Genomic DNA, 26,005 nt, shown 5'->3' on the forward strand with positions numbered 1-26,005 from the left:
TGCGACGGAGTGTGGCACGCGCTGTCGGCCTTGGGGAGGGGGCAGTCGCAAATTTATTCAAGACGGTCCATGTCGGTCCCCGGAGAGCGGGGTTTACTCGCGCCCTGGCGGAGTCGCGAGTATTGCTCCGAGCCGCGACCAATAACTACACTCACTCTAAAGTTTCTGGCTGAGGAGAGAAGATGGACGAAACGTCGGAGTTGGGCACGGCGCGGTGTCCCGGACCCAGCGTCCAGGACTACCTCGACCGGGACAGCCGGCCGGTTCCCCCCGCCTTGAGGTACGTCAACAACGACTACATCGGCAGCGAGGACATCGACACCACCCGCTTCACCTCCCGCGAATGGGCCGAGCGCGAGATGCGGCAGGTATGGCGCCGCGCGTGGCAGTTCGCCTGCCTGGAGAGCGAGATCCCCGAGGTCGGCGACCACGAGATCTACGAGATCGGCGACGACTCACTGATCATCGTGCGCACGGCGCCGGACGAGATCCGCGCCTACATCAACGCGTGCCTGCACCGCGGCCGCAAACTGCGCACCTCGAGCGGCAACGTCGGCGAGTTCCGCTGCCCGTTCCACGGCTTCACCTGGAACCTCGACGGAAGCATGCAGACCCCACCCTGCGCCTGGGACTTCCCCCATGTCACCCCCGAGAAGTTCGCCCTCCCCGAGGCCAAGGTGGCCACCTGGCGCGGCTTCGTCTTCATCAACATGGACCCGTACGCGGAGTCCTTCGAGAGCTACTGCGGCACTTTCGACGAGTACTACATCTGGCCGCTTCAGGACCGCTACAAGTCGCTGCACATCGCCAAGGTGCTGCCGTGCAACTGGAAGATCGCCCAGGACGCGTTCATCGAGTCCTTCCACGTGATCGCCACGCACCCGCAGATGCTGCCCTGGCTCGCCGACGCCAACTCCCAGTACGACGTCATGGCGGACCAGCCCAACTGGAACCGCATGATCAACATCCAGGGCGCCCCCAGCCCGCACGTGGCCGACTCGGTCACGGAGGAGGACGTCCTGGAGACGTTCTACGACTCGCGGGCGTTCTACGCTGCGGCCCAGGGCCGTGACCTGGTGATCCAGGAGGGCGATGAGATGCCCGCGATACCGCCCGGCGGCACCGCCCGACAGGTCCTCGCCGAACGGATGCGCGCCCAGCTGGCGGCCACCTCGCAGCAGGACTTCACCCAGACCGCCGACACCGAGCTGCTGGACGCCATCAACTACCTGCTGTTCCCCAATTTCAATCCGTGGGGCGGCGCCAAGTCCAACATCATCTACCGGTTCCGGCCCAACGGCCTCGACCCGGACTCCTGCACCGCCGAGATCATCTTCATGTCGGCCCCGAAGCAGCCCGGCGAGATGCCGCCCCCGGCCAAGATCCGCTGGGTACCGGAGGAGATGCTCTTCGCCGACATCCCCGAACTCGGTGTGCTAGGGCCCGTCTTCGACCAGGACTGCGAGAACCTCCCCTACGTCCAGCAGGGCCTGAAGACGATGCGCAAGCCGGGCATCACCCTGTCCAACTACCAGGAGAGCCGCATCCGCCACTTCAACCAGACGCTCGACCAGTGGATGGAGAAGTGACCGTGACGCACCGGGTCGCGGTCCGGCCCTCGGGCGTCGAGCTGGAGGTGCGGGACGGCGAGGACCTGTTCAGCGCCGCCCAGCGGCTCGGCTACCGCTGGCCCACCCTCTGCGGCGGCAAGGCCACCTGCCGCACCTGCTTCGTGGCGGTCGAGGAAGGCGCCGAGAACTGTTCGCCCGTGGGCCCGCTGGAGCGCGAGGGCATCGAGGCCCTGCGCAAGCCGGTGGACGGCCTGACCCGGCTCGCCTGCCGGCTCCGGGTCGTGGGTCCGGTGACCGTGACCAAACGCGGCGTACGCCGCAGACCGCAGGAGTGAGCCGTGAGCGCCAAGCAAGTGACCCATCCGCTGACCGGGCAGGTGTACCGGCTCACCGAGGACGGGCTGGTGGAGGTGACCGACCCCAGGACCGGGGCGCAGGGCATCTTCGACTTCCAGGCCCGCTGGCAGTCCGGCGAACTGCGCCACGCCGACCTCCAGATGGCCGGCTGGGTGGGCCGCCTCGCCCAGCGGCGCGGCGCCCAGCAGCCGGAGGCATGAGCCGGTGGCGCCCCGTACCACCCGGGTGGTCTGCCTGGTGCGCCGGCCGGAAGGGGAACCGGCGCTCGGTGACTTCGCCGTCGAGGAGCGCCCGCTACCGCCGCTCGGCGAGGGCCAACTGCTCGTCCGCAACTTCTACATGAGCGTCGACCCGTCGATGCGCGGGCGGCTGGAGAGCACCGAGAAGCACTACACGCACAACTTCACGCCCGGATCGCCGCTGGACGGCCGGGCCCTCGGCGTCGTGGTGGAGAGCCGCTGCCCCTCCGTGCCGCCGGGCACCTTCGTACGCCACCAGCTCGGCTGGCGCGAGTGGGCCGTGCTCGACCCCGCGAACACCGATGCCGCGGGCCGGATCGACCCGGAACTCGCCCCGCTGCCCACGTGGTTGGGCCTGCTCGGACAGACCGGCTTCACCGCCTACGTCGGGCTCGCGCGGATCGCCGAGGTACGCCCCGGCGACACCGTCTTCGTGTCGGCGGCGGCCGGCGCCGTGGGCAGCGCCGCCGGACAGTTCGCCCGGCTGCTGGGCGCGGAGCGCGTCGTCGGAACCGCCGGCGGGCCGGACAAATGCGCCCTGCTGGTCAAGGAGTTCGGCTACGACGCCGCCGCCGACTACCGCGCCGAGCCGGTGCGCGAGGCCCTGGCCCGGCTGGCGCCCGAGGGCATCGACGTCTACTTCGACAACGTCGGCGGAGAGCAACTCGCCGCCGCCCTGCACGCCCTGCGGACGGACGGCCGTATCGCCCTGTGCGGCATGATGTCGCAGTTCGGCGGCGAGCGGCGGTCCACCGACATCAACCAGCTGATCCAGGCCGTCCTCAAACGGCTCACCCTGCGCGGCTTCATCGTCCGCGACCATGAGGATCTGCGGCCGGAGTTCGAGAGCCGGGTGGCCGAGTGGCTGCGCTCGGGCCGCATCACCGCCCGCGAAACGGTGACGGACGGCCTCGACAGCGCGGCCGGCGCTCTGCTGGCCCTGCTGGACGGTGGCAACGTCGGCAAGATGCTGGTCCGGCTGGCCGAGGATCCTTACAGCCGCGTGTAGTTCAGGCGACCGTCGGGGGGCGGGCTGCGGCATTCGCGCACGCGTCATGGGGGCGTGTGCGGTGCGGGGGTGTCGGCCGCGGTGTCCGCGCATGCTCCACGGGGCGTCGGCCGCGGCGCCCGCGCACGCGCCAAAGGGGCGCCAGCCGTGGCTGACGCCCCCGCATGCGCGTCCGTGCGTGCGCGTACGCCTACCGCATCGAACGTCCCGCCGTGACGCTGAAGGTCTCCAGGGAAACCCCCACCCGGGTCAGCCCCGTCGTGGCCGCGCGGAAGTCCTTGATGTGCGCCGTGGTGAAGTGCTCGTCCAAGGCCTGCTGGGACACCCACCGCTCGAAGACCCGGATCCGGCGCTCGTCGGACGGGTCCGCCGCCATGGCGTAGTCCAGGCAGCCGGGCTCCTCCGCACGGGTGCGCTTCCCGACTTCGACGAGGTGCCCGAGCATCGTGTCGCGGTCCGCGGGCTCGTAGTCCATCCAGCCGGCGACGATGATTTCCTCTGCCACGGTGGTCCTTTCCCTACTCATGCCCGGGGGCCCGCCGCCCTCGGTCAGGAAGGAGCGACGGGCCCGCGGGCCGTTCAGATGGCGAGTGCCGCCGGGACGCTGTCCACGGTGACCGTGCCCTTGGTGCCGTCGACCGTGATGACCATGCCGTCCCGCAGCCGCTGCGTACCGCCTTCGACGGAGATGACGGCCGGAATGCCGAGCTCGCGGCAGACCACGACCGCGTGGCTGTTGAGCGCGCCCACATCCACGACGGCCGCTCCGGCGACCAGGAACAGCGGGGTCCAGGCGGCGTCCGTGATCGGCGCCACCAGTACCTCGCCCGGCTCCAGCGCCTCGCACGAGGCCGGGTCGGAGACCACCCGCACCCTGCCGGTGTACGTGCCGTGGCTGCCGCCGTCCCCCTTGAGGACGTCACCCTCGATGGCCGGTTCGGCCCGCTCCTCGCTGCGCCGCGGCCAGCTGTCGATCTCCGTACGGGAATCGTCCGCGATGAAGAACGGCGGTTCCAGCTCGGCCACTTGGGCGTACTCCGCCAGCCGCTGAGCGATGTCGGAGCTGAAACGGTCCGGGTCGGCGACATAGTCGTCGAGCTCGGTCTCCAGCAGCATCATCACGTCCTCGGGCTTCGAGAAACGCCCCGCCTCGACACCCCGGCGGCCGAGTTCGCGTACGGCCATCCGGATCTCGTTGATGACGGTCACGCAGTTCGCCTTGGTCCGCTCGCGGGCGGGGATCCACACGCCGGCGGCATGCATCCCGGCGTCGAACATCGGCTGCGCGTCCTCGGGGAGGGCGGCACGGATCTCCGCGGCCGTCGCCTGGCGGTGATCCGCCAGCCGCTGGTGGCGGGCGGCCGGGGAGTCCCCGTCGGAGCTGTTGCGGATCCGGTCGACCAGGGCCAGTGCCTGGATCGGCGCGGCCTCCCACGACAGTGCGTGGATGTCCCACTCGTTGGGTCCGCGGTCGCCGGACTCGGCCAGGAACTCCTGGAACGAGTCCCGGAACGCCTTGACGTCCCCGGCGGCCCCTTCGAGGGCCTGCTCCACCGCGGCCGGTCCCTGGTCGAACAGGGCCATGAGGTCGGGTGAGGCCGCCACCTGGCGGGACAGTGTCCACAGACCTGCCGCGGGGCCGGCCGAGTCGACGTCGCCCAGCCCGCCGATGAGGTCGAGCATCGCGCCGGGACGGTCCACGCTCCCGCACAGCGGGGCGAGGATCGCGGGTCCGACGGACGCGGGCAGCGACGACTCGACGTGCCGGTAGAAGGTCGTCTCCACGTCGTCCAGCAAGGAGCGCGCACGCTTCACCAGTTCGGCGTCGGACAGCTGCGTGAGGTCGGGCCGCTCGTGGCGGATCCGGCGCAGCCGCTCATGGTCGGAGTCGGCCTCCGGGTAGCCGCTCTGGCCGAGCATCCGCTGGAGCGTCGCTCCGGCCTTGGCCGTCAGCTCGGCGTCCTGGTCGTCGGGGTGCGCCACGTACACCGGGGTGTCGGAGCGCTGGCCGACGAAGGCCGCGTCGATCTGGTCGGCGGTCTGCCCCATGCGGATGCCGAACAGCCGCAGGTGGGACAGGTTGAGGTAGAAGTAACCGCCGAAGACTCCGACGAACGGAGGTCTGGGGCCGGTCACCTCGTCCCCGCGATAGATGCCGAACTCGACGAAGCTGTGGCGCCAGCCCTGCAGACCGCGCCCCCAGACCAGGGTCCAGCCCAGCGGGCTGGCCGGCTCGGGCAGGGTCTCGCCCGCGTTGGCGCGGGTGTAGTGGGGCAGCCGCTCGTCGCGCTGCCAGTCGGTGATCCAGTGCTTCATGGCGATGGGGCTCCCGCTGTCCGTTCCCTCGCTCACCACTGCGACGTTCCGCCGTCCACGCTGATCAGCGTGCCCGTGATGCCCGCGCCCGCGTCACTCGCGAGCAGCGAGGCGACGCCCGCGATCTGCTCGACGGTAGTGATCTTCTTGGTGGCGGCATGCTCGGCGAACCGGCCCAGCCACTCCTCGTAACTGATGCCCTCGGCCTCGGCCGCGGCCGGCCCGGCTTCCCGCATCAGGTCGGTGTCGACCGCGCCGGGGCAAATCGCGTTGCAGGTGATGCCCTGGGTGCCGTACTCGAAGGCGGTCGCCTTGGTGAGGCCGTGGATGGCGTGCTTGTTGGTGATGTAGTGGCTGATCGCCGGCTTGTTGGCCTGCTTGCCCTCGACGGAGGAGATGTTGATGATGCGGCCCCAGCCGCCCTCCAGCATCTTCGGCAGCGCCCGGCGGGTGCCGTAGAAGTAGGCGTTGAGGTTCAGGTTGAGGGCGTTGTGCCAGGCCTCGTCGCTGAGCTGGTGCACGGGAGCGAAGCCCGAGGTGCCGCCGACGTTGTTGACCCAGATGTCGAGCCGGCCGAAGCGCTCCGCGGCGAAGTCCGCCAGCCCCTCGATGTCCTCCTGGCTGTTGGCGTCGCAGGGGTGGAAGACCGCCCGGTCCCCGGCGCCGATCTCCTCCAGGGCCTGCTTGCCCTTGACCTCGGAGCGGCCGCTGATGACGACTGTGGCGCCCTGGGCCAGGAAGGCCTCGGCGATGGCCCGTCCGATGCTGCGCGTGCTGCCCGTGATCACCGCGACACGTCCGTCGAGGCTGCCCGTAGCCACCATGCTGTTCTCCTGCGAGTGCTGTGAGTGAGTCACTTGGACGCTTCGCCCAAGAGGCTGTGAATGGTGCGGTGGAAGTGCTGGAGTCCGGGCTCGTTGCGTCCGAAGACGAAGTCGGTGCCGTTCAGTGCCTTCAGGCTCCGCTGGACGCCGTAGGTGGTCGCGTAGTCCTCGTCGCGGACCACCTCGTAGAACCACTCGCCGAACTGGTCGGCGGCCTGGCGCTCCTCCTCGGTGACGGCCGGCTCGCGCAGCAGGATGATCTGCTGGGTCACCGACTCGGTCGCCGTACGAGGGATCACGATGGAGACGGCGATCTTGTTGCGCCAGGTACCCGCGATGGCCAGACCGGGGAAGAGCCAGTAGATGGCTCCGACGAGGTCACCGGGGTCACGCTTGTCGGCCGGCAGGTCCACTACGTCGGCGATGGGCCGCAGCGCCGCCGCGAGGCGCTGGTGGGGGCCCCAGGTGTCGTGGGCCATCATGTTGGAGAAGTTCGTCTCGAAGACCGTCTTCGGGTGCAGCGAGGCGAAGTGGTACGTCTCCAGGTACCCGTCGAGGGTGACCTTCCAGTTGGGACTGAGCAGCTCACGGCTCGCGTAGTGGTGGCAGTCCGCGAAGCGGAGCCCCTCGAGCAGCGGCTGGAGATCTCCCAGCCAGGCGTCCAGGTCGTGCTCGGCGGCCGGGTCGAGCGACACGAAGACGATCCCGGCGCGTTCACCGGCCGGAAGCCGCACCAGACTGCGTCCCTCGCGCGGCACCTCACCGAAGGTCTTCTCGGCGTACACGCCGCGCAGCTCCCCGGCCAGGTCGTAGGACCAGGAGTGATACGGGCAGGTGATCCGCTTGGACACACCGCATCCCGGTTCGACGAGCTGGGCGCCGCGGTGGCGGCAGGCGTTGATCATCGCGTGGACGACGCCCTGCCGGTCCCGGGTGATCAGCACGGGGATGCCGAGCACGTCCAGGGCCTTGTAGGTGCCCGGTCCGGGAAGCTCGCAGGACATGGCGAGCGGCATCGGAACGCTCCGGTGGACGGCGTCCATCTCGCGCTGCCAGCGGTCGGCGTCGAGGTAGTTGCCGACGGGCTCCGTCCACTGGTCCTCGGCCTCGTGCGTCGTGTTGTCACGGTAGTGCTTCATGACACGCTCGACGAGTTCGGCCGCCTCCTGCCGCATGGCGAGGCCCGCGGCGTCGGTGGAGCGGTCCTGGCCGATCCACGAGTTGTATTCCGGCGCCGGGGGAGGCTGACGATCGGCGTCGGCCGCCCCGATCTCCGGGGAACTGGTCTGGACCACGATGTCCTCACAATCCTTCCAGCCGCGAGCTCGGGAAGGGCTTCTGGATACGGCAGCTGGGCTGTGAGCGACACGACAACAGGGGTAAGTGTTGTCTGTCAATAGAAAGTGAGGAAGTGGCGGCTCATTTCCCCGCAGGTCACATGGCATCCGCTCGGGACAAAAAGGTCCAAGCGTCAGGCGATCTTTCTATTGACCGGCTCCAGTTGCGGGAGTGTGATGGCCGCACACTCGGCAGGGAGGCGGTGTGGTGGCCGACGACAGGGTCGATCCGGTGTCCGTGGCGCGGGCGCGCATGACCGAGCCGTTCGAGGCCGGTGTCGTCGTGCACGACCTGGACCTGATGGCGCGCTTCTACGGTGAGATGCTCGGCTGCTTCGAAGTGCACCGCTCTCTCGTCCCGGCGTCCATCGGCATCCCGGCGGGGCTGGGCGACGAGCTGCTCGTCGTCTGGCTCCAGGTGCCCTCCGGGGGTCGCGTCAAGCTGATCCGGCCTCGGTTCGCCCCGGGTTCCGCCCAGTCCGCTCTGTCGCTGACCGCGCGCCGAGGGCTGTCGTATCTCACCTTCCATCTGGACGACATGGACCCGGTCGTGACGGCTCTGGCGGCCGGAGGTGCCCGGCCGCTGTCGGATCCGGTCGTCGTCCGGGCGCGCGGTCGCCGGATCAGCTTCTGGGCGGATCCGGAGGGCAATGCGCTGGAGCTGGTCGACGAGCGCGGGGACGTTCAGGTGCCCGGTCGGTCCGAGCCGTAGTAATTAGAGAACCTCTTCAGTAAGGTGCCCGGAGCTGGTTACTGTAGACCGGCACAACAAAGTCCGATTGCGTGACACACCTCGCTCGGGGCGAAGGGGCGGACGATGGCTCAAAGGGCATCGAAGAAGTCGGCCGATCCGGTCGCGAACCAGGCATCCGCGCAGGTCGTCAGGGATCTGCACGAGCGCATGGTGCGCATCCGCCTGTTCGAGACCGAGGCGGGAAAACTCATGGAAGCCGGCAAGCTGCCGGGCTTTCTGCACCTCTACGTCGGTCAGGAGGCGGTCGCCGCGGGCGTGATGGCGGCCCTGCGTGACGACGACCAGATCACCTCCACGCACCGGGGACACGGTCATGCCGTGGCCAAGGGCGTCAGCTTCAAGCACATGTACTCCGAGCTGTACGGCCGCGTCACCGGCGCCTGTCTCGGCCGCGGCGGCAGCATGCACATCAACGACGTCACCCTCGGCATGCTCGGCGCCAACGGCATCGTCGGCGCCGGCGTCCCGATCGCGGTAGGAGCCGCCTTCGCCGCCCAGTACCGGGGCGAGGACAACATCGCCGTCACCTTCTTCGGCGACGGCGCCACCAACATCGGCAGCTTCCACGAGGGCGCCAACATGGCCGCGATCCTGCGCCTGCCGGTCCTGTTCATCTGCGAGAACAACGGCTACGCCGAGTTCACCCCGCAGTCGAAGCACATGCTGATCACCGACGTCGCCGACCGGGCGGCGTCCTACGGCATGCCCAGCGTGATCGTCGACGGCATGGACGCGCTCGCCGTGCACCAGGCCACCGTCGAGGCCGTGGCGCGCGCCCGGGCCGGCGAGGGCCCCATGTTCATCGAGGCCAAGACCTACCGCTACTACGACCACCAGGGCGTCAAGGGACTGCGTCACCCCTACCGCTCGGACGCGGAGGTCGAGGAGTGGAAGGCCCGCGACGCGATCGACCTGCTGGAGGCCCGGGCCCTCGCCGACGGCACCGCCACCCGCGCCGAGCTGGACGACACCTGGCAGCGCACCCGCGACGAGATCGCCGAGGCCATCGCCTACGCCGAGGCCAGCCCGCTGCCCGACACCGCAGACCTCCTCCTCAACGTCTACTCGGGATGACGCCATGACCACCATCACCGAAGCTCCGGCCCCTGCCCCGGACGGCACGGGCCGCAAGCTCACCTACGTCAAGGCGTTCAACGAGGGCCTGGCGCAGGTCATGCGCGAGGACGAGAACGTCTTCGTCGCCGGCGAGGACGTCGCCGGCTACGGCGGTGTCTTCCGCATGTTCGACAACCTGCTCGACGAGTTCGGCCCCCGCCGCATGATCGACACCCCGATCTCCGAGGCCGCGCTCGTAGGCCTCGGCGTGGGCGCCGCCGCCCGGGGACTGCGCCCCGTCGTCGACCTGATGTTCATGGACTTCATCGGCGTCTGCCTGGACCAGATCGTCAACCAGGCCGCCAAGATGAAGTACATGTTCGGCGGCTCCGTGTCGGTGCCGCTCACCATCACCACCGCCTCCGGCGCGGGCCTCGGCGCCGCCGCGCAGCACAGCCAGAGCCTGGAGGCCTGGCTCTGCCACGTGCCCGGCCTCAAGGTCGTGATGCCGTCCGACGCCTACACCGCCAAGGGCCTGACCGTCTCGGCGATCCGGGACAACAACCCCGTCGTCGTCATGCTCAACAAGGTCCTGCTGGGCAGCAAGAGCGAGGTGCCCGAGCAGATCTACGGCATCCCGCTCGGCCAGGCCCACACCGCGCGGCAGGGCTCCGACGTCACCGTCATCGCCCTGGGCCGCATGGTGGGCGAGGCCCTCGCGGCGGCCGAGGAACTGGCCGCCGACGGCATCGAGGTGGAGGTCATCGACCCCCGCACCGTGCAGCCGCTGGACACCGAGACCATGATCGCCTCCGCGCGCCGCACCAACCGGGTCCTCGTCGTGCACGAGGCCGTCACCTTCGGCGGGCTCGGCGCGGAGATCGCCGCCCAGATCCAGGACGCCGCGTTCGACTACCTCGACGCGCCGGTGCTGCGCGTCGGTGCCCCCTTCTCCCCGGTGCCCTTCTCCCCGGTGCTGGAGAAGGCCTATGTGCCCGACCAGGCCCGCATCGTGCGGGGCTGCCGTCGTCTCCTCGAAAGGTCGTGACCGATGGCGGTCGAAGTCCTGCTGCCGAAGATCGGCCTGACCATGCAGGAAGGCACGATCGACGAATGGCTCGTGCCGACCGGCGGCGCCGTCGCGGAGGGCGACGCGCTGCTGCGGCTGGCGACCGACAAGGTCGACGTGGATGTCGAGGCGGAGGCCGGGGGACTGTTCCACCCCGCGGTCGAGGCCGGGGCGACCCTTCCGGCAGGGGCACTCATCGGCTGGCTGCTGGCTGAGGGGGAGGCGCCGCCGCAGGGCGCCGGGGGTCCGCCGATGCCCACCGAGTCCGAAGCCGCCACCGGTACGGACGTGGTGCCCGCACTCAATGGCACGGTGGGGATCAACGGCTCGACAGGCCGGCTCCTGGCCTCGCCGAACGCCCGCCGGGTGGCGGCCGAGACCGACGTCGACCTCACCGCCCTGCGCGGTACCGGGCCCGGCGGCCGGATCGTCTCCGAGGACGTGGAGGAGTACCTGCTCACCCAGGAGGCGCAGCCGCCTGTCGTCCTTGGGGCAGACCCGGTGACCCCCACCTCCCCCCTGGTCCGTCGCCTGGCGAAGGAACGGGGCATCGACCTCGCGGACGTACGCCCCACGGGTGCGGGCGGCCGGATCAGACGCGCCGACCTCGACGCCGCCACTCCGGCGGCCGCACCGGCACCGCCCCCGGCGGCTCGCAAGGCCACCGCGTCACCACAGCCCGGGGACGTCATCCCCCTCACCGGAATGCGCGGCACCATCGCCCGCCGGATGCACGCCAGCCTCCAGGAGATGGCGCAGCTGACGCACGGCTACGAAGTGCGGATGGACGCCGTCGTAGCGCTGCGGGCGCAGTTGAAGCAGGAATGGGCCGACAGCGACTTGCCGGTGCCCAGCCTGAGCGACTTCCTGATGAAGGCCGCCGCCCTGGCCCTGCGGGAACACCCACTGCTCAACGCGGGGGTGCTCGAGGACGGCATCCACCTGTACGAGGGCATCCACCTGGGGTTCGCCGTAGCGGTGCCGAACGGTCTGCTCGTCCCGGTGATCGAGGACGCGGCGGAGCTGCCGCTGCCCGAAATGGCCCGCAGATCAAGGGAGTTGGCTCAGAGCGCCCGCTCCGGCCGGATCTCCCCGGCGCTGCTGGACGGCGCCACGTTCACCGTCACCTCGCTGGGCGGGTACGGCGTCGACTTCTTCACCCCTGTGGTCAACCCCGGCAATGTCGCCATCCTCGGCGTGGGCAGGCTCAAGGACGGTGTCGAGTGGGTGGACGACCAGCCGCGACGCACCCAGGTGCTCACCCTGAGCCTCACCTTCGACCACCGTGCCGTGGACGGGGCGCCGGCGGCCGAGTATCTGCGCACGGTCGGTGAGCTGCTGCGCAAACCTCTTCGGCTCCTGGTCTGAGTCCTCCCGGCCCGCGTCCGTCGACCCTTTCCATCCATCCGGTCGGTGGGCGCGGGCCCTTCCGTCCCGGTCGGCTACTCGGCCGCCGGATCGGCGATCCGCTCGGCGAGCCGGCCGACCTCGCCGAGGAAGGAACGGTGCCCGAGGGAGCGGTAGACGTCGTCCCCCCGGACCTGCGAGACCGCCGCGGTCTCGAGCAGCGCCAGCACCCCCAGGCCGATCACCGCCGCCTCCGCGTCCGTGACCGGTGCTCGGCCCTTGCTGATCAGCCGTACCAGTTCCGCCAGCAACTGCGTCCGGATCTCGTGCCGCAGTGCCTCCGCCTCCTGGCTCATTCCTGCCGAGGACACGAAGAACACGGTCGCGGCGGACCGGTGCTCGCCCAGCCAGACCACCAGCGCCGTAACGGTCGGGCCGATGTCCGCGCCGGGCTCGTGCGCCTGCGTGAGCGTCTCCAACTGCTCGCGCAGCGCGGCGGCGAACACCCGCATACCTTCCACCAGGACCTGGTCCTTGGAGGAGAAGTGGTAGTACACCGCGGCCGACGTCATCTCCGCCCGAGCCGCGATGTCCGCCACGGTCACCTCGTCCGGAGGCTGGGTGGCGAAGAGCTCCGTGGCTGCCTCGATCACCCACTGCCTGCGCGACGGGCGGTGAGCTGCGCGGGTTCCGGATGTAGTCATGGTGTCAAGTATGCCGTGACCTTGGTCCTCCAGAGCCATGCGGGTACCAGGGTTTACGGGCTCGACCTGCGGGAGTAACTGGATAACATGGTCAGTACGCCGGGGCTCGCAGGCACCGGTCGCGGCAACCGGCAGGGAGCATGATGGCCACCACGAACGGCAAGCAGCCCGCCCACCGTCCTTCGCGACGTCAGCACATCATCAGCGCCGCCGTCCGGGTGTTCGGCCGCAACGGCTTCGCGGAGACCAGTGTGCAGGACATCGCGGACGAGGCACAGGTGGTGCCCACGGCCGTCTACTACCACTTCGCGGGCAAGGAGGAGCTGCTCGAACTCGCCATGCGGCGGGTCTTCGACCAGCTGAACATCGTCGTGGAGACGGCCCGTCCGGACACCGAGCCGGGAGACGCCGAGGGCCTGATCCGCACCATCGACGCCGTGTGGGAGTGGGTGGAGAAGAACCCGGACGAGGCCCGGCTCTACCAGGTCCAGATCGCCTCCGCCAACGGCACCATCAAGCTACTGCGCGACGAGTTCGAGCAGCGGCACATCCAGCGTGCGTACGACTATCTGCCCGAGAGCACCGCCCGAAGTCCGCGGGCGGCCAAGGCGCGGCACGCCTCGCAGGCGCTCGCGGTCCGCACTTTCATCAGTACGACCATCCTCGTGACCGCGCTGCGCGCCGAGGGCGGACCGCTGTCCCGGATGCCGTCCCACTCCGTGCAGGAGGCGGTCAGGTCCCTGGCGCTGCGCATCGTCGCCGCCGACCAGAAGGCCGAGTCGGCGAGCACACCGGCCTAGTAGGGCTTGGTCAGGTTCACCAGGGCAGCGGCTTGCGCTCGGCGAACAGCCCGCCCGTCGTCTCATCGCCCTCTGGCAGAGTCGCCAGCCAGACGGGCGTGTCCGCACCCTCCTCGGGCCCGCGCGGGGCGGCCGAGCCGCCCATACCGCTGCGGGTCCAGCCGGGGTCGGCCGCGTTGACCAGGACGCCCGTTCCCGCCAACTCGCCCGCGAGCATCCGGGTCAGGGCGTTGAGCGCGGTCTTGGAGACGCGGTAGGCCGGGTGCCGGCCGGAGTCCATCAGCGCCAGCGAGCCGTAGGAACTGGTGAGGTTGACGACCCGTCCGTAGCCGGCCCGCACCATGCCCGGGACGACGGCCTCGGCCACGCGCCAGGCACCCACGAGGTTGATGTCCAGGGTGGCGCGCAGGACGTCCTCGTCGAGGTACGGCGGCCGCAGGTCGCCGTCCAGGGAGACCCCGGCGTTGTTCACCAGTACGTCGATACCGCTCCCGCCGATCAGTTCCCCGGCCTCGCGCACCGCTTCGGTGACGCTCAGCGCGGAACCCACGTCCAGGGTGAGCGGCAGCGCCGCCGGGCCGATGGCACGGCACACCTCCTCGGCGGCTTCCCGCTTCCGCGCCCCGACCAGGACCCGTAGCCCCTGGTCCGCGAGTTGCCGGCAGATCTCCGCGCCGATCCCGCGCGCGCCGCCGGTGACCAGGGCGGTTCTGCTCTCGCTCATGACAGTTCTCCTCGGTTGTGCGCAGCCGCGCCGTTCAGACCGTCAGCACCGCGCACGCGCTGATCCCGGGCGCCCCGTACACATGAGTGAAGCCCACCTGGGGAGAGCCCGGCACCTGCACTCCCGGTGCGCGGCCCTGCAACTGCCGGACGACTTCATGGAATTGACGCAGACCCGAGGCGCCGACCGGTTCGCCGCCCGCCAGGCACCCGCCGTCGGTGTTGACCGGGATCCGGCCGGTGAAGTCGGTCTCTCCCGCGGCCAGCAGCTCCTCCTGCTCGCCGTGCCCGCACAGCCCGGTCTCGGCCAGGTGAATCAACTCCGAGCCGCTGTCGGTGTCCTGCAACTGGGCCACCCGCACATCGGCGGGCCGCAGACCGGCCCCGCGGAAGACCGCCTCCGCCGCATCCACGCTCGGGCTGCGGTGCGGTCCCGGCGGCAGCCAGGGCGAGAACACCTCGAACGAGCCGAACCGCCTGGTCCGGAAGGCCAACGAGGCCAGTTTGACCGGCCGTTCGCACAGGTCGAAGGCGCGGTCGTCGCGGGCCAGCACCAGTGCGGCGGCGCCCTGACCGGGGGAGCAGAACATGTACTGGGTGAGCGGCGGGCTCACCTCGGCGGAGTGCAGGATCTCCTCCTCCGTGAGCTCCTTGCGCCGCCAGGCCAGGGGATGGCGGGAGCCGTTGCGGAAGGCGCGCGCGGCCACCATCGCCAGCGCCCGCTCCGGAATGCCGTACTCGTGCAGATAGCGCTGCGTCTTGAGGGCGAAGAACTGGGTCGTCAGCATCATCCCGGTCTCCGCGTACCAGTCAGGCAGACCGTAACGGGCCGCCGACACATGGAACGCGCCCCGCTCGTGCTTGTCGAACCCCACGGCCAGCCCCAGCGACGCCTCGCCCGCCCGCAGCGCGTTGGCCACCGCGAGCACCGTCGAGGCCCCGGTCGCGCAGCCGTTCTGCACATTGACGAACGGCACACCGGTCAGCCCCAGTCGCCCCACCAGCGTGTCGGGCTTGCCGGACACGTCGGAGCCGCCCGCCGCGTACCCGATGTCCTCCCAGCCGACACCGGCGTCGGCCAGCGCCTCGCGCACCGCCCGCACCGCCATGTCCATCCCGGTGACGGACTCGTCGCGGCCGAAGGGGTGCATCCCGCAGCCGACCACGTAGATGTCGTCGTTCCGGCTCATCGCTGGCCTCCCGATCGCGCATCCGGGCGGAACGCGAACGTCAGCACGTCGGTCCCGTCCTCGTCCTGGTACGCGGGCACCGTGGTGAGCCGGACCGGAAGCCCGATCCGTACCTCCGGGCGGGACACCTCCAGCCGCGCCTCGACCAGCACCTCACCGAGGTCCACATAGCCGACGTGATACGGCTCGAAGCCCCCGGCCGGCGGCCGGTACGGCGGCTTGGGCGGGAACACCTGGAGCGTCCACGACCACACCCGCCCCCGCACCGGCAGCGGGTGCGCCGCCATGGTCCCGTCCGAGCACCTGGGGCAGGAGTCCTGCCGGGGAAAGACGACGGTGCCGCATCCGGAGCAGCGCGCCCCCACGAGGCGCGGGGGATCGGCGCCGTCGAACAGGCCGTCGTCGATGAGTCTGGAGGTCATGGTGTCGTCCTGTTCTCGTGCCGGCTGAGAGCTGCGGGCTACCAGCCCAGGAGCCCGGCGAGCCGTTCCCGGTGGTGTGCGCCACCGCCCAGCAGTACGGCGTCGGACTGCGCGCGCCGGAAGTACAGGTGCGCGTCGTGCTCCCAGGTGAAGCCCATGCCGCCGTGCAGCTGGACGCTCTCCGCCGCGACGAACGTGAAGGCCTCGCCGCACCAGGACTGCGCCACCGCGGCGGCCTGAGCGAGCGCTTGCGGGGACTCGGCCGCGCGCACCGCCCGTACGACCGAGGACCGCGCGGATTCGACCTGGAGCAGCATGTCCGCGCAGGTGTGCTTGACCGCCTGGAAGCTGCCGAGTGCCCTGCCGAACTGGGTACGGTCCCGCACATGCGCCACGGTCATGTCCAACGCCGCCTGCGCACCGCCGAGTTGCTCGGCGGCCAGCGCCACCAGAGCGGTGTCCAGGGCGCGGGTGACGACCTCCGTCCCCTCGCCCCCGGCGGTCAGCGCACGGGCCCGGGCACCGGCGAAGGTGACCACGGCCTGGCCGCGGCTCAGGTCCAGGGTGGGCACCCGGCGGACGGTCACGCCCGGCTCGCGCGGGTCGACGAGGAACAGGTCCACGCCGTCGGGACCGGCGGCCGCGACCACCAGGGCCTCGGCGTCGGCACCGTCCAGGACGAACGGCGCGGTGCCGTCAAGGACCGCGACGCCACCGCGCCACGTCACCCCCACCGGCACGGCGCCCGGCCGCCAGACACCGTCGGGCGCGGCCACCGCGAGTGCGTGCACGCGGCCTTCGGCCAGCTCCGCCAGCGGCTTCGCGGCGGTGCCGCAGCCGGCCAGCACCTGCCCGGCCAGCACGGTGGAGGACAGCAGCGGCACCGGCGTCAGCGTCCTGCCGAGTTCCTCGCAGACCACGGCGATCTCCGCCAGGCCGCCGATGCCTCCCACGTCCTGAGGCAGGCCGAGGGCCGCGAGGCCCACCTGCCGGCCGAGGGTGTCCCACAGGTCGGCGTGGATGCCGGGGGAGTGCTCGTCGAGCGAGCGCACGGCCGCGATGCCGCCCGCGTCCGCGCACACCGAGCGCACGGTCTCGCGCAGATCCTCCAGTTCGGACTCGGACAGTCCGGACTCGGAGGCCTCGGTCACCTCGCCGGCGGGGTCGGTCACAGTGGTCATGTCGCTGTCCTGTTCCGTTCGCTCTCGCGCCCGCGCAGCACGCTGTGGGCCGCCGCCATGCGGGCGACCGGCACGCGGTGCGCCGAGCAGGAGACGTAGTCCAGTCCCAGGTCGTCGCAGAACGCGATCGACTCGGGGTCCCCGCCGTGCTCACCGCACACGCCGAGCTTGATGTCGGGCCGTACGCTCCTCGCCCGCTCCACGGCCAGGGCGATCAACGCGCCCACGCCGTGCGGGTCGAGCCGGGCGAACGGGCTGGCGGTGAGGAACCCGCGTTCCTGGTACGAGGCGAGTACCTGGCGCTCCACGTCGTCCCGGGAGAATCCGTAGGTGAGCTGGGTGAGGTCGTTCGTGCCGAAGGAGAAGAACTCGGCGTGCTCGGCGAGTTCGGCGGCCATCAGGGCGGCCCGCGGAGTCTCGATCATCGTGCCCAGCCGGTACGGCACCTCCACGCCGGTGCGGGCGGCCACCGTCGCGGCGGCGTCGCGCACGAAGCCGGCCGCGGCCGCCAGCTCCTCCTCCATGCTGACCAGCGGGATCATCACCTCCAGCTGGGGCCGGACGCCGGTCGCGGCGACATCGGCCCACGCGGAGAAGAGCGCCTCGGCCTGCGCCGGGTACAGCCGCTCGTGCAGCAGCGCCAGACGTACCCCGCGCAACCCGAGCATGGGGTTGGCCTCGCGCAGGGACGCCGCCCGCTGCTCGGCCGCTGTGTCACCGGCGGCCTCGGCCTCGCCCGGAGCGGGCAGGAACTCGTGCAGCGGGGCGTCCAGCAGGCGCACGGTGACCGGGCGGTCGCCGACCGCGGCGAGGAGCGCCTTGAAGTCCTCGTGCTGGGCGTGCTCCAGGGCGAGCAGCGCCTCGTCGCGGGCCTGGGGGTCGGCGGCCAGGATGACGCTGCGGATCAGCGGCAGCCGCTCGCCGAGGAACTGGTGCTCCGTACGGCACAGGCCCACACCCTCCGCGCCGAGGGCGACGGCGGTGTTCACCTCCGCCGCGGTGTCGGCGTTGACCCGGACTCCGAGCCGGCGCGTGTCGTCGGCCCACTCCAGCAGGGTGGAGAGTTCCGGCGGGGGTCCGGCGACGCTGATGGTCAGCGTTCCGGCGTAGACGGCGCCGGTGCGGCCGTCGAGCGACACCGGGTCGCCCTCGCGCAGCACGCGGTCCCCGATCCGTACCGTGCCGGCGGCCCGGTCCGCCCGCAGGCCCTCGGCACCGCACACCGCCGGTTTGCCGGCGCCGCGGGCCACCACGGCCGCGTGCGAGGCGATGCCTCCGCTGCCGGTGAGTACCGCGGCGGCGGCCAGCATGCCGGGGACGTCGGCCGGTGTGGTCTCGTGCATCACCAAAACGGCGTGCGTGTCTTCGGCGGCCAGCTCCAGGGCGCGTTCGCTGGACAGCACGACGACGCCGGTCGCGGCCCCGGGGGACGCGGGCAGCCCGCGGACCAGAAGGTCCTCGTCGCCGGTCAGCTTCAGCTGCGGGTGCAGTAGCTCCTGCACCTGCGCGGGAGAGATCCGGCGTACCGCGTCCTCCTTCTCCAGTGCTCCGTCCCGGGCCAGGTCCGCCGCGAGGCACACCGAGGCACGCAGCGGCGGACGGCTCTGCACGGCGGCGGCGAGCAGGGAGATCTCGCCGTCGCGCACCTCGAAGTCGACCAAGACCGGTGCGTGCAGATGGCGTTCGAGGGTGAGCAGCGCATGCTCGAGGAGGGTCGTGCCCGCCGTGAGTTTCTTGAGCGGTTCGCCGGTGTGCGGGGGTGGCGCGCTGCGGCGCACGCCCCGGAAGAACAAGCCCTCCGCGGCGAAGCGGCCGGTCTCGGGGTGGCGGCTGACCGCCGTGCCGTAGCCGGAGCGGTCCGAGGGGCCGATGCGCAGCGCCTGTACGTGCAGGGCGATGCCCAGGTCGGCGGGGAGCTTCTGGGCCTTGCGCGACCTTCTGGCGCGCGGCGAGTCCCAGCGGGCGAGAACCGCCCGGGCGGCCAGGGCGAGCTGCTCGGCCGGGTCGTCGGGGAAGGGCCGCTCGGCGTGCTGTGCGACGAGGGACAGCAGGGCCTCGACCCGGGCGCGGGGCTCCGGGGCGTCGAGGAGCGCGTCGTCCAGTACGGCGGTCGGTACGTCGAGGGCGTACTCCGCGATCATCCGGACCGTCGTGGCCCACACCTCGTACAGTCCGTCCGCGCGGCCGATGACCGTGCACAGGTCCGCGGCGTTGTCCGGGTTGACTCCGAGACAGGCGAGGTCGGGCGGCAGTCCGGCGACCTCGCCGGGCGCGCTCGCCGACAGCCGCAGCAACAGTGGCCGCGCCGGGTCGCCGACCCGGCGTCCCGACAGCTGCTCGACGAGTTCGACGGCCGCCCGCGCGGTGCCGGGCTCGCCCAGCGCCCGCGCGGAGCTCGCGGGCACGGTCAGCCCCGGGACCACCGGCAGCCCGAGGGCCACCAGCCGGTCCATCGCGATGCCGTGCGCGCCCAGCTCATCGGCGTCCAGTCCGCGGATCCGTCCCTGGCCGTACGGCACCAGGGCGAGGCCGGCGGCCTCCGGGCGGGCGACGGTGCCCGCCTGTCGGTCGGTGATGCTCAACCTCGGCTCCTTCGGACGAGCTTTTCCTCGAGGGCCTCGTCGTCGGCCCGGCTGATCCCCAGGACCAGCAGCAGTTCCTGGTGCAGCCGCATCCACACGGTGTGGTACGAGTCGCACAGCGGGGAGGCCAGCCACTGGGGGCCGCCGTCGTCGAACTGGTCGAGCGCCTCCTCCAGGCCGGTGAGATACCGGCCGCTGCCCGCGAGGAGGCGTTCCAGCCTGCGCAGCACGGGCTGGATGGCCTCGTGCACGTCCTCCAGCATCTCGCGGACCTCGGCGTCGTAGACGCTGTCGTTGTGGTCGTTGACGCTGCCGTCCGGGCGGCACTGCCAGGCCGTGCAGACCTCGCGCACTTTCCTGTTGACCGGCAGGAACGCCTCGTAGACCGCGTTGATCCGATCCTTGAGCTCCGAGTCCGCCGGGATCCGCAGCATCTTGGCCGCGGCGTTCTTGGCGTACTCGGTGGGCAGCACCATCGGGCCCTTCACCATGGCGAGCCCGGCATCGACCAGAGGGCGGTACTGAGCCTCCGGCACACCGCGCCACATGCCGCGCAGGACGAGGTCGATGACGGCATCGGTGAGGGTCTTGTCGAGCGCGTCTGTCCGCTCCGCGGCAGCAGAATGCATCTCCACACCTTTTCCTGTGGGGCGCGGGCTGAGGCCGCGCGGCGACGGTTGCCGGGTCGCAGGGACCTCGACGGGGTGGTGCGTACGCAGGGGACTGCGATCTGTGTTGCCCGGAGGTTACGCCCGAGCCGCCCTGTTAGTGAAGAGGTACTCAAGAAACACTTTGCGGCTTCTCCTGCGCCGACCGCGCGGAGGGCGCCTTGCCGCGGGACCGGGCGGCGAGGAACGACTCCATCGCGGCCTGGGCCTGCGCACCGCCCGCCAGAGCGGCGATCGAGCGCGCCTCTTCGGTGAGGTGCTTCTCCAGCGGTGCCTCGGCGCCGGCCCGCAGCAACTCCTTCGCGGCCCGCAGCGCGGCACCGGAACCGGCCGCCAGCTCGGCGGCGGTCCGGTACGCCGTGTCGTCGAGCTCGTCGTCCTCCACGACCCGGGACACCAGCCCCCACCGCTCGGCATCCTCGCCGGTCAGGACCCGGTTGGTGAGGATCAGGTCCGCCGCCCGCCGAGGGCCCAGCAGCCGCTGGAGGACCCATGAGGCACCGCAGTCCGGGGTGAGCCCGATCGCCGTGTACGCCAGCCGGAAGCGCGCCGACCGGGCCGCCAGCACGAGGTCGCCCGCCAGGGCCAGCCCGATCCCGCCACCCGCCGCCGCCCCGCGCACGGCGGTCACGACGGGCACGGGCAGCTCGTGCAAGGCCTGCACGGCCTCATGCGCGGCGGAGGCGACCGCGTGCACATAGGGGGCGGTGTCCGCGCCCCGGCCGGCGAAGGCGCGCAGGTCGCCGCCCACGCAGAAGTTCCCGCCCGCCGCCCGCAGCAGGACGGCGCCGCCCGGATCCGCGGTGACGTCGGCGGCCGCGTCGCGCAGGGCCTCGGCGGTCGGGAGATCCAGGGCGTTTCCACGTCCGGGGTCGTCCAGCAGCAGCTCGACGACTCCGTCGGCGTGGCGGACGACCCGGACTGGCTGGGTGCTCATCGGAGGGGTTCTCCCGTCGTCGGGACCTGCTTGGGAAGGGCGCACCTGCTTGAGAAGGGCGCTCACATACTGGTCCCGCTCTACAGTTTCGGCAATGGGCTGCTCTCCGTTCTCGCCGAGTGATCCATGCCGCACAGCATTCTCGGTCGAGCTGGTGGGCTAGATACTTGACCCGTTGTACAGTTTCGGCGATGCGACGGGCACTGGCGCCCGTACGCCTGTCGGCGGGAGGAACCATGCCGATCCAGTTCGATGTCGATCCGTCAGTCGCCCGGCTTGCCGAGGCCACCGCCGAGTTCGTCCGCGAGGTGGTGATCCCGGCCGAGCGTGAGTGCGGCGGGTCCGTCCACGACGCACCGCAGGCCCTGCGGGAGACCTTGCAGAAAGGGGCCCGCGAGGCGGGCGTGTTCGCGCCGCACGTCCCGAAGCGGTGGGGCGGACACGGGCTCGACCTGCGCGGACAGGCGGTGGTGTTCGAAGCCGCCGGCTACTCCGTGCTCGGCCCGCTGGCGCTGAACTGCGCGTCCCCGGACGAGGGCAACATGCACCTGCTCGAGAAGGTGGCCACCGAGGAGCAGCAGGCGCGCTATCTGCGCCCGCTGGCCGCCGGCGAGTACCGCTCCTGCTTCGCGATGACCGAACCGGCGCCGGGCGCCGGCAGTGACCCCCGCGCGCTGCGGACCACGGCCGTACGGGTTCCCGGCGGCTGGCGCATCGACGGGCGCAAGTGGTTCATCACCGGGGCCAACGGTGCCGACTTCGCCATCGTGATGGCCCGCACCGACGGCAGCCCCGGCGGCTCGGGCGGCGCCACGATGTTCCTCGTCGACGCCGGCAACCCGGGTATGCGCATCGTCCGGAACATCGACACGCTGGACGAGAGCCTCTTCGCCGGGCACAGCGAGATCGTGTTCGAGGAATGCCTGGTGGGCGAGGACCAGGTCCTCGGTCAGGTGCACCGGGGTTTCGAGAACGCCCAGGTCCGCCTCGGCCCCGCCCGGCTCACGCACTGCATGCGCTGGCTGGGCGCCGCGACCCGCGCCCGGGACGTCGCCCTGGAGCGCGCCGGGACCCGCGAGGCCTTCGGCTCGCTGCTGGGGGACCTCGGCATGGTGCAGCAGATGCTGGCCGACTCCGAGATCGACATCGAGGCGAGCCGCGCACTGATCCTGCGTACCGCCTGGGAGTTGGACAACGGCACCGCGAGCGCCGCGCAGTTCTCCTCGGTGTCCAAGGTCTTCGTGGCGGAGGCGGTGGGCCGCATCGTCGACCGGGCGGTGCAGATCTGCGGCGCGCTCGGCATCTCGGCCGAGGACGCCCCGCTGGCGCGCCTGATCCGTGAGGTGCGGCCGTTCCGGATCTATGACGGCCCGTCCGAGACCCATCGCTTCGCCATCGCGCGCCGCGCGGTGAAGCCGTACCGGCAGCCGCGTCAGACCGGAACCGCCGCCTCCTGACGGAGCGTCGGCAGTCCGTCCTGCCCTAGTTTCTTGTCATTGGATACAGCCAGTCGATGAGAGAAGCCACCGATTTACTAGGGCGTCCTAGCAAATTACTAGGACGTCCTAGTAACCTGACCCCGCCCCCACCCGTCGCCCGTCTCCACGGGCAGCCCGTCCGGAGTACACCGTGAGCGATGGCACCAGCACACCGCAGCTTCACCAAGCGCAGCACCCGGTGCGCCTCGTCACCGCGTCCAGCCTCTTCGACGGCCACGACGCCTCGATCAACATCATGCGGCGCATCCTCCAGTCGCAGGGGGCCGAGGTCATCCACCTCGGCCACAACCGCTCGGTGGGCGAGGTCGTCGACGCCGCCCTGGAGGAGGACGTCCAGGGCGTGGCCGTCAGCTCCTACCAGGGCGGTCACGTCGAGTACTTCGAATACCTCGCCGAACTGCTCCGCGAACGCGGCGCCGGTCATGTGAAGGTCTTCGGCGGCGGGGGAGGGGTGATCGTCCCCGAGGAGATCCAGCGGCTCTCCGACGCCGGAGTGCGGATCTTCTCCCCGGAGGACGGGCAGCGCCTGGGCCTCACCGGCATGATCAACACCATCATCAGGGAGTGCGACACAGCCCCCTGGCAGGACACCCCCGCCCAGCTCACCGCCGTACTCGCCGGCGAACGCCCCGCCCTCGCCCGGCTGCTCAGCGCCCTGCAGACGGCCACCGTCCCGGACGAGGACCTCGACGCGCTCCGCCGCGCCGCGGCCGCCCGCTCCGTACCCGTCCTCGGCATCACCGGCACCGGCGGCGCGGGCAAGTCCTCCCTCACCGACGAGCTCGTACGGCGACTGCGCGTCGACCAGCAGGACAAGCTGCGCGTGGCCGTCCTCGCCGTCGACCCGACCCGGCGGCGCGGCGGCGGAGCCCTGCTCGGCGACCGGATCCGGATGAACAGCCTGGACGGCGACCGCGTCTTCTTCCGGTCCCTGGCCACCCGCGGCCACCACGAACTCCCCGAAGGCCTCACCGACTCCATAGCCGCCTGCAAGGCCGCCGGATACGACCTGGTGATCGTGGAGACCCCCGGCATCGGGCAGGGCGACGCCGCCATCGCCCCGTACTCCGACGTCTCGCTGTACGTCATGACACCCGAGTTCGGCGCCGCCTCCCAGCTCGAGAAGATCGACATGCTGGACTTCGCCGACGTCGTCGCCATCAACAAGTTCGAACGGCGCGGCGCGGCGGACGCGATGCGCGACGTCGGCCGCCAACTGGTCCGCAACCGCGAGGCGTTCGGCTCCCGGCCCGAGGACATGCCGGTCTACGGCACCAGCGCCGCCACCTTCAACGACGACGGCGTCACCGCCCTCTACCAGCACCTCCTCGGCCTGCTCACCGAACACGGCCTCCCGGCCGCCCCCGGCACCCTCCCGGCCACCGACGTACGCCATTCCAGCGGCGCCGCGCAGATCGTGCCCACCACCCGGGTGCGCTACCTCGCCGAGATCGCCGAGACCGTACGCGGCTACCACGCCGACACCGCCACCCAGGCCGAGGCGGCACGGCGCATCCAGCGCCTGAGTGCCGTACGGGACGAACTGGCCGCGGTCGAAGCACCCACCGCCGACGTCGAGAAACTGCTGGCCGACGCCGAGGAAGGCCTCGACACGTCAGCGCGGAACCTCCTCACGGACTGGCCGAAGACCGTACAGGAGTACTCGGGCGAGGAACTGGTGACCGTCACCCGAGGCCGCGAGCAGCGCACCGCCCTGGTCCGCGAGTCCCTGTCCGGCAACCTCGTTCCCCGGGTCGCCCTGCCCCGCTACACCGACCACGGCGAACTCCTGCGCTTCCTGCGCGCGGAGAACCTGCCCGGCCGCTTCCCCTTCACCGCCGGCGTGTTCCCGTTCAAGCGCGAGGGCGAGGACCCGGCCCGGATGTTCGCCGGCGAGGGCGACCCGCAGCGCACCAACCGCCGCTTCCGCTATCTGTCCAAGGACAGTGAGGCCACCCGGCTGTCCACCGCCTTCGACTCCGTCACCCTCTACGGCCACGACCCGGCCCTGCGCCCCGACATCTACGGCAAGGTCGGCACCTCGGGCGTCTCCGTGGCCACCCTCGACGACATGAAGGCGCTCTACGCGGGCTTCGACCTCACCGCCCCCACCACCTCGGTCTCCATGACCATCAACGGCCCGGCCCCGACCGTGCTGGCCTTCTTCCTCAACACGGCCATCGACCAGCGGCTCGACGCCTTCACCGCCGAACACGGCCGCGAACCGACCGCCGAGGAGAGCCGGGAGATCAGGTCCTACGTCCTCCAGAACACCCGGGGCACGGTCCAGGCCGACATCCTCAAGGAGGACCAGGGCCAGAACACCTGCCTGTTCTCCACGGAGTTCAGCCTGCGGATGATGGCGGACATCCAGGAGTGGTTCATCGAGCAGGGAGTGCGCAACTTCTACTCGGTGTCCATCTCCGGCTACCACATAGCCGAGGCCGGCGCGAACCCCATCAGCCAGCTCGCCTTCACCCTCACCAACGGCTTCACCTACGTCGAGGCGTACCTCGCCCGCGGCATGTCCGTCGACGACTTCGCGCCCAACCTGTCCTTCTTCTTCTCCAACGGCATGGACCCCGAGTACACCGTCCTCGGCCGGGTCGCCCGCCGCATCTGGGCGGTCGCCATGCGCGAGAAGTACGGGGCGGGGGAGCGCAGCCAGAAGCTCAAGTACCACGTCCAGACCTCGGGCCGCTCCCTGCACGCCCAGGAGATGGACTTCAACGACATCCGCACCACCCTTCAGGCGCTCATCGCGATCTACGACAACTGCAACAGCCTGCACACCAACGCCTACGACGAGGCCGTCACCACCCCCACCGAGGACTCCGTCCGCCGGGCCCTCGCCATCCAGCTGATCATCAACCGCGAGTGGGGCCTGGCGATGAACGAGAACCCGCTCCAGGGCTCGTACATCATCGACGAACTCACCGACCTCGTCGAAGAAGCCGTACTCACCGAGTTCGAGCGGATCAGCGAACGCGGCGGAGTCCTCGGCGCCATGGAGACCGGCTACCAGCGCGGCCGTATCCAGGACGAGTCGATGATCTACGAGCAGCGCAAGCACGACGGCACGCTGCCCATCATCGGCGTCAACACCTTCCGCAAGCCCGGCGGTGACAGCGAGCACGGGACAGTGGAACTGGCCCGCGCCACTGAGGGGGAGAAGCAGTCCCAGCTCGCCCGGGTCGAGGACTTCCGCAGCAGCCATCGCACGGAGGCGGAAGCCGCCCTCACCGAACTCAAGCGCGCCGCCACCAGCGGCGAGAACGCCTTCGCCGTGCTGATGGACGCCGCCCGGGTCTGCTCACTCCAGCAGATCACCGAGGCGTTCTTCGAAGTCGGCGGCGAGTACCGCCGCAACGTCTGAACAGGGCCTGAGCACAGGCCTGTCCACTCTCCGCTTCACGCAAA

At 70.9% G+C, this 26,005-nt stretch carries 23 protein-coding genes; 11 read left to right on the forward strand and 12 right to left on the reverse strand.

Features of this window, described 5'->3' with window-relative positions:
* Window positions 1-182 precede the first annotated feature (182 nt).
* Genes AB0I77_RS21300 through AB0I77_RS21315 form a run of 4 tightly spaced genes read left to right on the forward strand, consistent with a single transcriptional unit; the run spans window position 183 to window position 3,176 of the window.
* Window positions 183-1,589 carry an aromatic ring-hydroxylating dioxygenase subunit alpha gene (locus AB0I77_RS21300; protein WP_363284196.1) on the forward strand — a complete coding sequence of 469 codons (1,407 nt, stop codon included), beginning with the start codon at window positions 183-185 and terminating at the stop codon, window positions 1,587-1,589.
* A 2-nt stretch (window positions 1,590-1,591) separates the two neighbouring features.
* On the forward strand, window positions 1,592-1,906 hold the full coding sequence (locus AB0I77_RS21305) for a 2Fe-2S iron-sulfur cluster-binding protein (RefSeq protein WP_363284197.1): 315 nt from the start codon (window positions 1,592-1,594) through the stop codon (window positions 1,904-1,906).
* Between the two features lie 3 nt (window positions 1,907-1,909).
* Complete coding sequence (locus AB0I77_RS21310; RefSeq protein ID WP_363284198.1) at window positions 1,910-2,128, forward strand: transposase; 219 nt, start codon at window positions 1,910-1,912, stop codon at window positions 2,126-2,128.
* 4 nt (window positions 2,129-2,132) lie between these two features.
* Entirely contained in the window at window positions 2,133-3,176 is a 1,044-nt protein-coding gene (locus AB0I77_RS21315) for an NADP-dependent oxidoreductase (RefSeq protein WP_363284199.1), read from the forward strand.
* 190 nt (window positions 3,177-3,366) lie between these two features.
* Here the strand turns inward: AB0I77_RS21315 and AB0I77_RS21320 are convergent, their stop codons facing one another.
* The 4 genes from AB0I77_RS21320 to AB0I77_RS21335 form a co-directional block, all read right to left on the reverse strand.
* Window positions 3,367-3,681, reverse strand: a complete 315-nt coding sequence (locus AB0I77_RS21320; protein WP_363284200.1) for a putative quinol monooxygenase — start codon at window positions 3,679-3,681, stop codon at window positions 3,367-3,369.
* Between the two features lie 74 nt (window positions 3,682-3,755).
* Entirely contained in the window at window positions 3,756-5,528 is a 1,773-nt protein-coding gene (locus AB0I77_RS21325; RefSeq protein WP_363284201.1) for a PEP-utilizing enzyme, read from the reverse strand.
* The gene (locus tag AB0I77_RS21330; RefSeq protein ID WP_363284202.1) at window positions 5,525-6,316 is read right to left on the reverse strand and encodes an SDR family NAD(P)-dependent oxidoreductase; all 792 of its coding nucleotides are present in this window, start codon (window positions 6,314-6,316) and stop codon (window positions 5,525-5,527) included. The genes AB0I77_RS21325 and AB0I77_RS21330 overlap by 4 nt, the downstream gene beginning before the upstream one ends.
* Before the next feature lie 29 nt (window positions 6,317-6,345).
* Entirely contained in the window at window positions 6,346-7,611 is a 1,266-nt protein-coding gene (locus AB0I77_RS21335; protein ID WP_363284204.1) for an aromatic ring-hydroxylating dioxygenase subunit alpha, read from the reverse strand.
* A gap of 250 nt (window positions 7,612-7,861) precedes the next feature.
* Between AB0I77_RS21335 and AB0I77_RS21340 the strand changes: the two genes are divergently transcribed.
* The 4 genes from AB0I77_RS21340 (at window position 7,862) to AB0I77_RS21355 (ending at window position 11,900) form a co-directional block, all read left to right on the forward strand.
* Window positions 7,862-8,365, forward strand: a complete 504-nt coding sequence (locus AB0I77_RS21340) for a VOC family protein (RefSeq protein ID WP_363284205.1) — start codon at window positions 7,862-7,864, stop codon at window positions 8,363-8,365.
* A 105-nt stretch (window positions 8,366-8,470) separates the two neighbouring features.
* Window positions 8,471-9,481 (forward strand): thiamine pyrophosphate-dependent dehydrogenase E1 component subunit alpha, encoded by a 1,011-nt coding sequence (locus tag AB0I77_RS21345; protein WP_363284206.1) that lies wholly within the window; start codon window positions 8,471-8,473, stop codon window positions 9,479-9,481.
* A gap of 4 nt (window positions 9,482-9,485) precedes the next feature.
* The gene (locus AB0I77_RS21350) at window positions 9,486-10,511 is read left to right on the forward strand and encodes an alpha-ketoacid dehydrogenase subunit beta (RefSeq protein ID WP_363284207.1); all 1,026 of its coding nucleotides are present in this window, start codon (window positions 9,486-9,488) and stop codon (window positions 10,509-10,511) included.
* A 3-nt stretch (window positions 10,512-10,514) separates the two neighbouring features.
* Window positions 10,515-11,900: a 2-oxo acid dehydrogenase subunit E2 gene (locus AB0I77_RS21355; RefSeq protein ID WP_363284208.1), complete on the forward strand. Its 1,386-nt coding sequence runs from the start codon at window positions 10,515-10,517 to the stop codon at window positions 11,898-11,900.
* A gap of 74 nt (window positions 11,901-11,974) precedes the next feature.
* On the opposite strand, the gene AB0I77_RS21360 is transcribed toward AB0I77_RS21355, so the two are convergent.
* Complete coding sequence (locus tag AB0I77_RS21360; RefSeq protein WP_363284209.1) at window positions 11,975-12,583, reverse strand: helix-turn-helix domain-containing protein; 609 nt, start codon at window positions 12,581-12,583, stop codon at window positions 11,975-11,977.
* 140 nt (window positions 12,584-12,723) lie between these two features.
* Here AB0I77_RS21360 and AB0I77_RS21365 point away from each other — a divergent pair, with 140 nt between their 5' ends.
* A complete protein-coding gene (locus tag AB0I77_RS21365; protein WP_363284210.1) occupies window positions 12,724-13,383 on the forward strand; it encodes a TetR/AcrR family transcriptional regulator in 660 nt (219 codons plus the stop codon).
* Window positions 13,384-13,399: 16 nt separating this feature from the next.
* Here the strand turns inward: AB0I77_RS21365 and AB0I77_RS21370 are convergent, their stop codons facing one another.
* The 7 genes from AB0I77_RS21370 to AB0I77_RS21400 all read right to left on the reverse strand — a co-directional run bounded on the left by AB0I77_RS21370 (window position 13,400) and on the right by AB0I77_RS21400 (window position 21,086).
* A complete protein-coding gene (locus AB0I77_RS21370) occupies window positions 13,400-14,107 on the reverse strand; it encodes an SDR family NAD(P)-dependent oxidoreductase (RefSeq protein ID WP_363284211.1) in 708 nt (235 codons plus the stop codon).
* Between the two features lie 34 nt (window positions 14,108-14,141).
* Window positions 14,142-15,296: a thiolase family protein gene (locus AB0I77_RS21375; RefSeq protein ID WP_363284212.1), complete on the reverse strand. Its 1,155-nt coding sequence runs from the start codon at window positions 15,294-15,296 to the stop codon at window positions 14,142-14,144.
* Window positions 15,293-15,718, reverse strand: coding sequence for an OB-fold domain-containing protein (locus AB0I77_RS21380; protein WP_363284213.1), 426 nt, complete (start codon window positions 15,716-15,718; stop codon window positions 15,293-15,295). The genes AB0I77_RS21375 and AB0I77_RS21380 overlap by 4 nt, the downstream gene beginning before the upstream one ends.
* A gap of 38 nt (window positions 15,719-15,756) precedes the next feature.
* Window positions 15,757-16,899, reverse strand: coding sequence for an acyl-CoA dehydrogenase family protein (locus tag AB0I77_RS21385; RefSeq protein WP_363284214.1), 1,143 nt, complete (start codon window positions 16,897-16,899; stop codon window positions 15,757-15,759).
* Window positions 16,896-19,481, reverse strand: coding sequence for a putative PEP-binding protein (locus tag AB0I77_RS21390; RefSeq protein WP_363284215.1), 2,586 nt, complete (start codon window positions 19,479-19,481; stop codon window positions 16,896-16,898). Before AB0I77_RS21390 ends, AB0I77_RS21385 begins: the two co-directional genes overlap by 4 nt.
* Window positions 19,478-20,110, reverse strand: a complete 633-nt coding sequence (locus tag AB0I77_RS21395) for a hypothetical protein (protein WP_363284216.1) — start codon at window positions 20,108-20,110, stop codon at window positions 19,478-19,480. Before AB0I77_RS21395 ends, AB0I77_RS21390 begins: the two co-directional genes overlap by 4 nt.
* A gap of 151 nt (window positions 20,111-20,261) precedes the next feature.
* Window positions 20,262-21,086, reverse strand: a complete 825-nt coding sequence (locus tag AB0I77_RS21400; protein WP_363284217.1) for an enoyl-CoA hydratase-related protein — start codon at window positions 21,084-21,086, stop codon at window positions 20,262-20,264.
* A gap of 236 nt (window positions 21,087-21,322) precedes the next feature.
* On the opposite strand from AB0I77_RS21400, the gene AB0I77_RS21405 reads away from it, so the two are divergent.
* Window positions 21,323-22,543: an acyl-CoA dehydrogenase family protein gene (locus tag AB0I77_RS21405; RefSeq protein ID WP_363284279.1), complete on the forward strand. Its 1,221-nt coding sequence runs from the start codon at window positions 21,323-21,325 to the stop codon at window positions 22,541-22,543.
* Between the two features lie 172 nt (window positions 22,544-22,715).
* Window positions 22,716-25,961, forward strand: a complete 3,246-nt coding sequence (gene icmF / locus AB0I77_RS21410; RefSeq protein WP_363284218.1) for a fused isobutyryl-CoA mutase/GTPase IcmF — start codon at window positions 22,716-22,718, stop codon at window positions 25,959-25,961.
* Window positions 25,962-26,005 lie beyond the last annotated feature (44 nt).

Source organism: Streptomyces sp. NPDC050619, from assembly GCF_040654815.1.
Taxonomy (GTDB): domain Bacteria; phylum Actinomycetota; class Actinomycetes; order Streptomycetales; family Streptomycetaceae; genus Streptomyces.

Bases quoted from the DNA above. Each gene is read 5' to 3' on its own strand.
- AB0I77_RS21300 (WP_363284196.1), top strand. From the start codon at position 183: ATGGACGAAACGTCGGAGTTGGGCACGGCGCGGTGTCCCGGACCCAGC.
- AB0I77_RS21330 (WP_363284202.1), bottom strand. From the start codon at position 6,316: ATGGTGGCTACGGGCAGCCTCGACGGACGTGTCGCGGTGATCACGGGC.
- AB0I77_RS21345 (WP_363284206.1), top strand. From the start codon at position 8,471: ATGGCTCAAAGGGCATCGAAGAAGTCGGCCGATCCGGTCGCGAACCAG.
- AB0I77_RS21350 (WP_363284207.1), top strand. From the start codon at position 9,486: ATGACCACCATCACCGAAGCTCCGGCCCCTGCCCCGGACGGCACGGGC.
- AB0I77_RS21355 (WP_363284208.1), top strand. From the start codon at position 10,515: ATGGCGGTCGAAGTCCTGCTGCCGAAGATCGGCCTGACCATGCAGGAA.
- AB0I77_RS21360 (WP_363284209.1), bottom strand. From the start codon at position 12,583: ATGACTACATCCGGAACCCGCGCAGCTCACCGCCCGTCGCGCAGGCAG.
- AB0I77_RS21365 (WP_363284210.1), top strand. From the start codon at position 12,724: ATGATGGCCACCACGAACGGCAAGCAGCCCGCCCACCGTCCTTCGCGA.
- AB0I77_RS21370 (WP_363284211.1), bottom strand. From the start codon at position 14,107: ATGAGCGAGAGCAGAACCGCCCTGGTCACCGGCGGCGCGCGCGGGATC.
- AB0I77_RS21375 (WP_363284212.1), bottom strand. From the start codon at position 15,296: ATGAGCCGGAACGACGACATCTACGTGGTCGGCTGCGGGATGCACCCC.
- AB0I77_RS21380 (WP_363284213.1), bottom strand. From the start codon at position 15,718: ATGACCTCCAGACTCATCGACGACGGCCTGTTCGACGGCGCCGATCCC.
- AB0I77_RS21385 (WP_363284214.1), bottom strand. From the start codon at position 16,899: ATGACCACTGTGACCGACCCCGCCGGCGAGGTGACCGAGGCCTCCGAG.
- AB0I77_RS21395 (WP_363284216.1), bottom strand. From the start codon at position 20,110: ATGCATTCTGCTGCCGCGGAGCGGACAGACGCGCTCGACAAGACCCTC.
- AB0I77_RS21400 (WP_363284217.1), bottom strand. From the start codon at position 21,086: ATGAGCACCCAGCCAGTCCGGGTCGTCCGCCACGCCGACGGAGTCGTC.
- AB0I77_RS21405 (WP_363284279.1), top strand. From the start codon at position 21,323: ATGCCGATCCAGTTCGATGTCGATCCGTCAGTCGCCCGGCTTGCCGAG.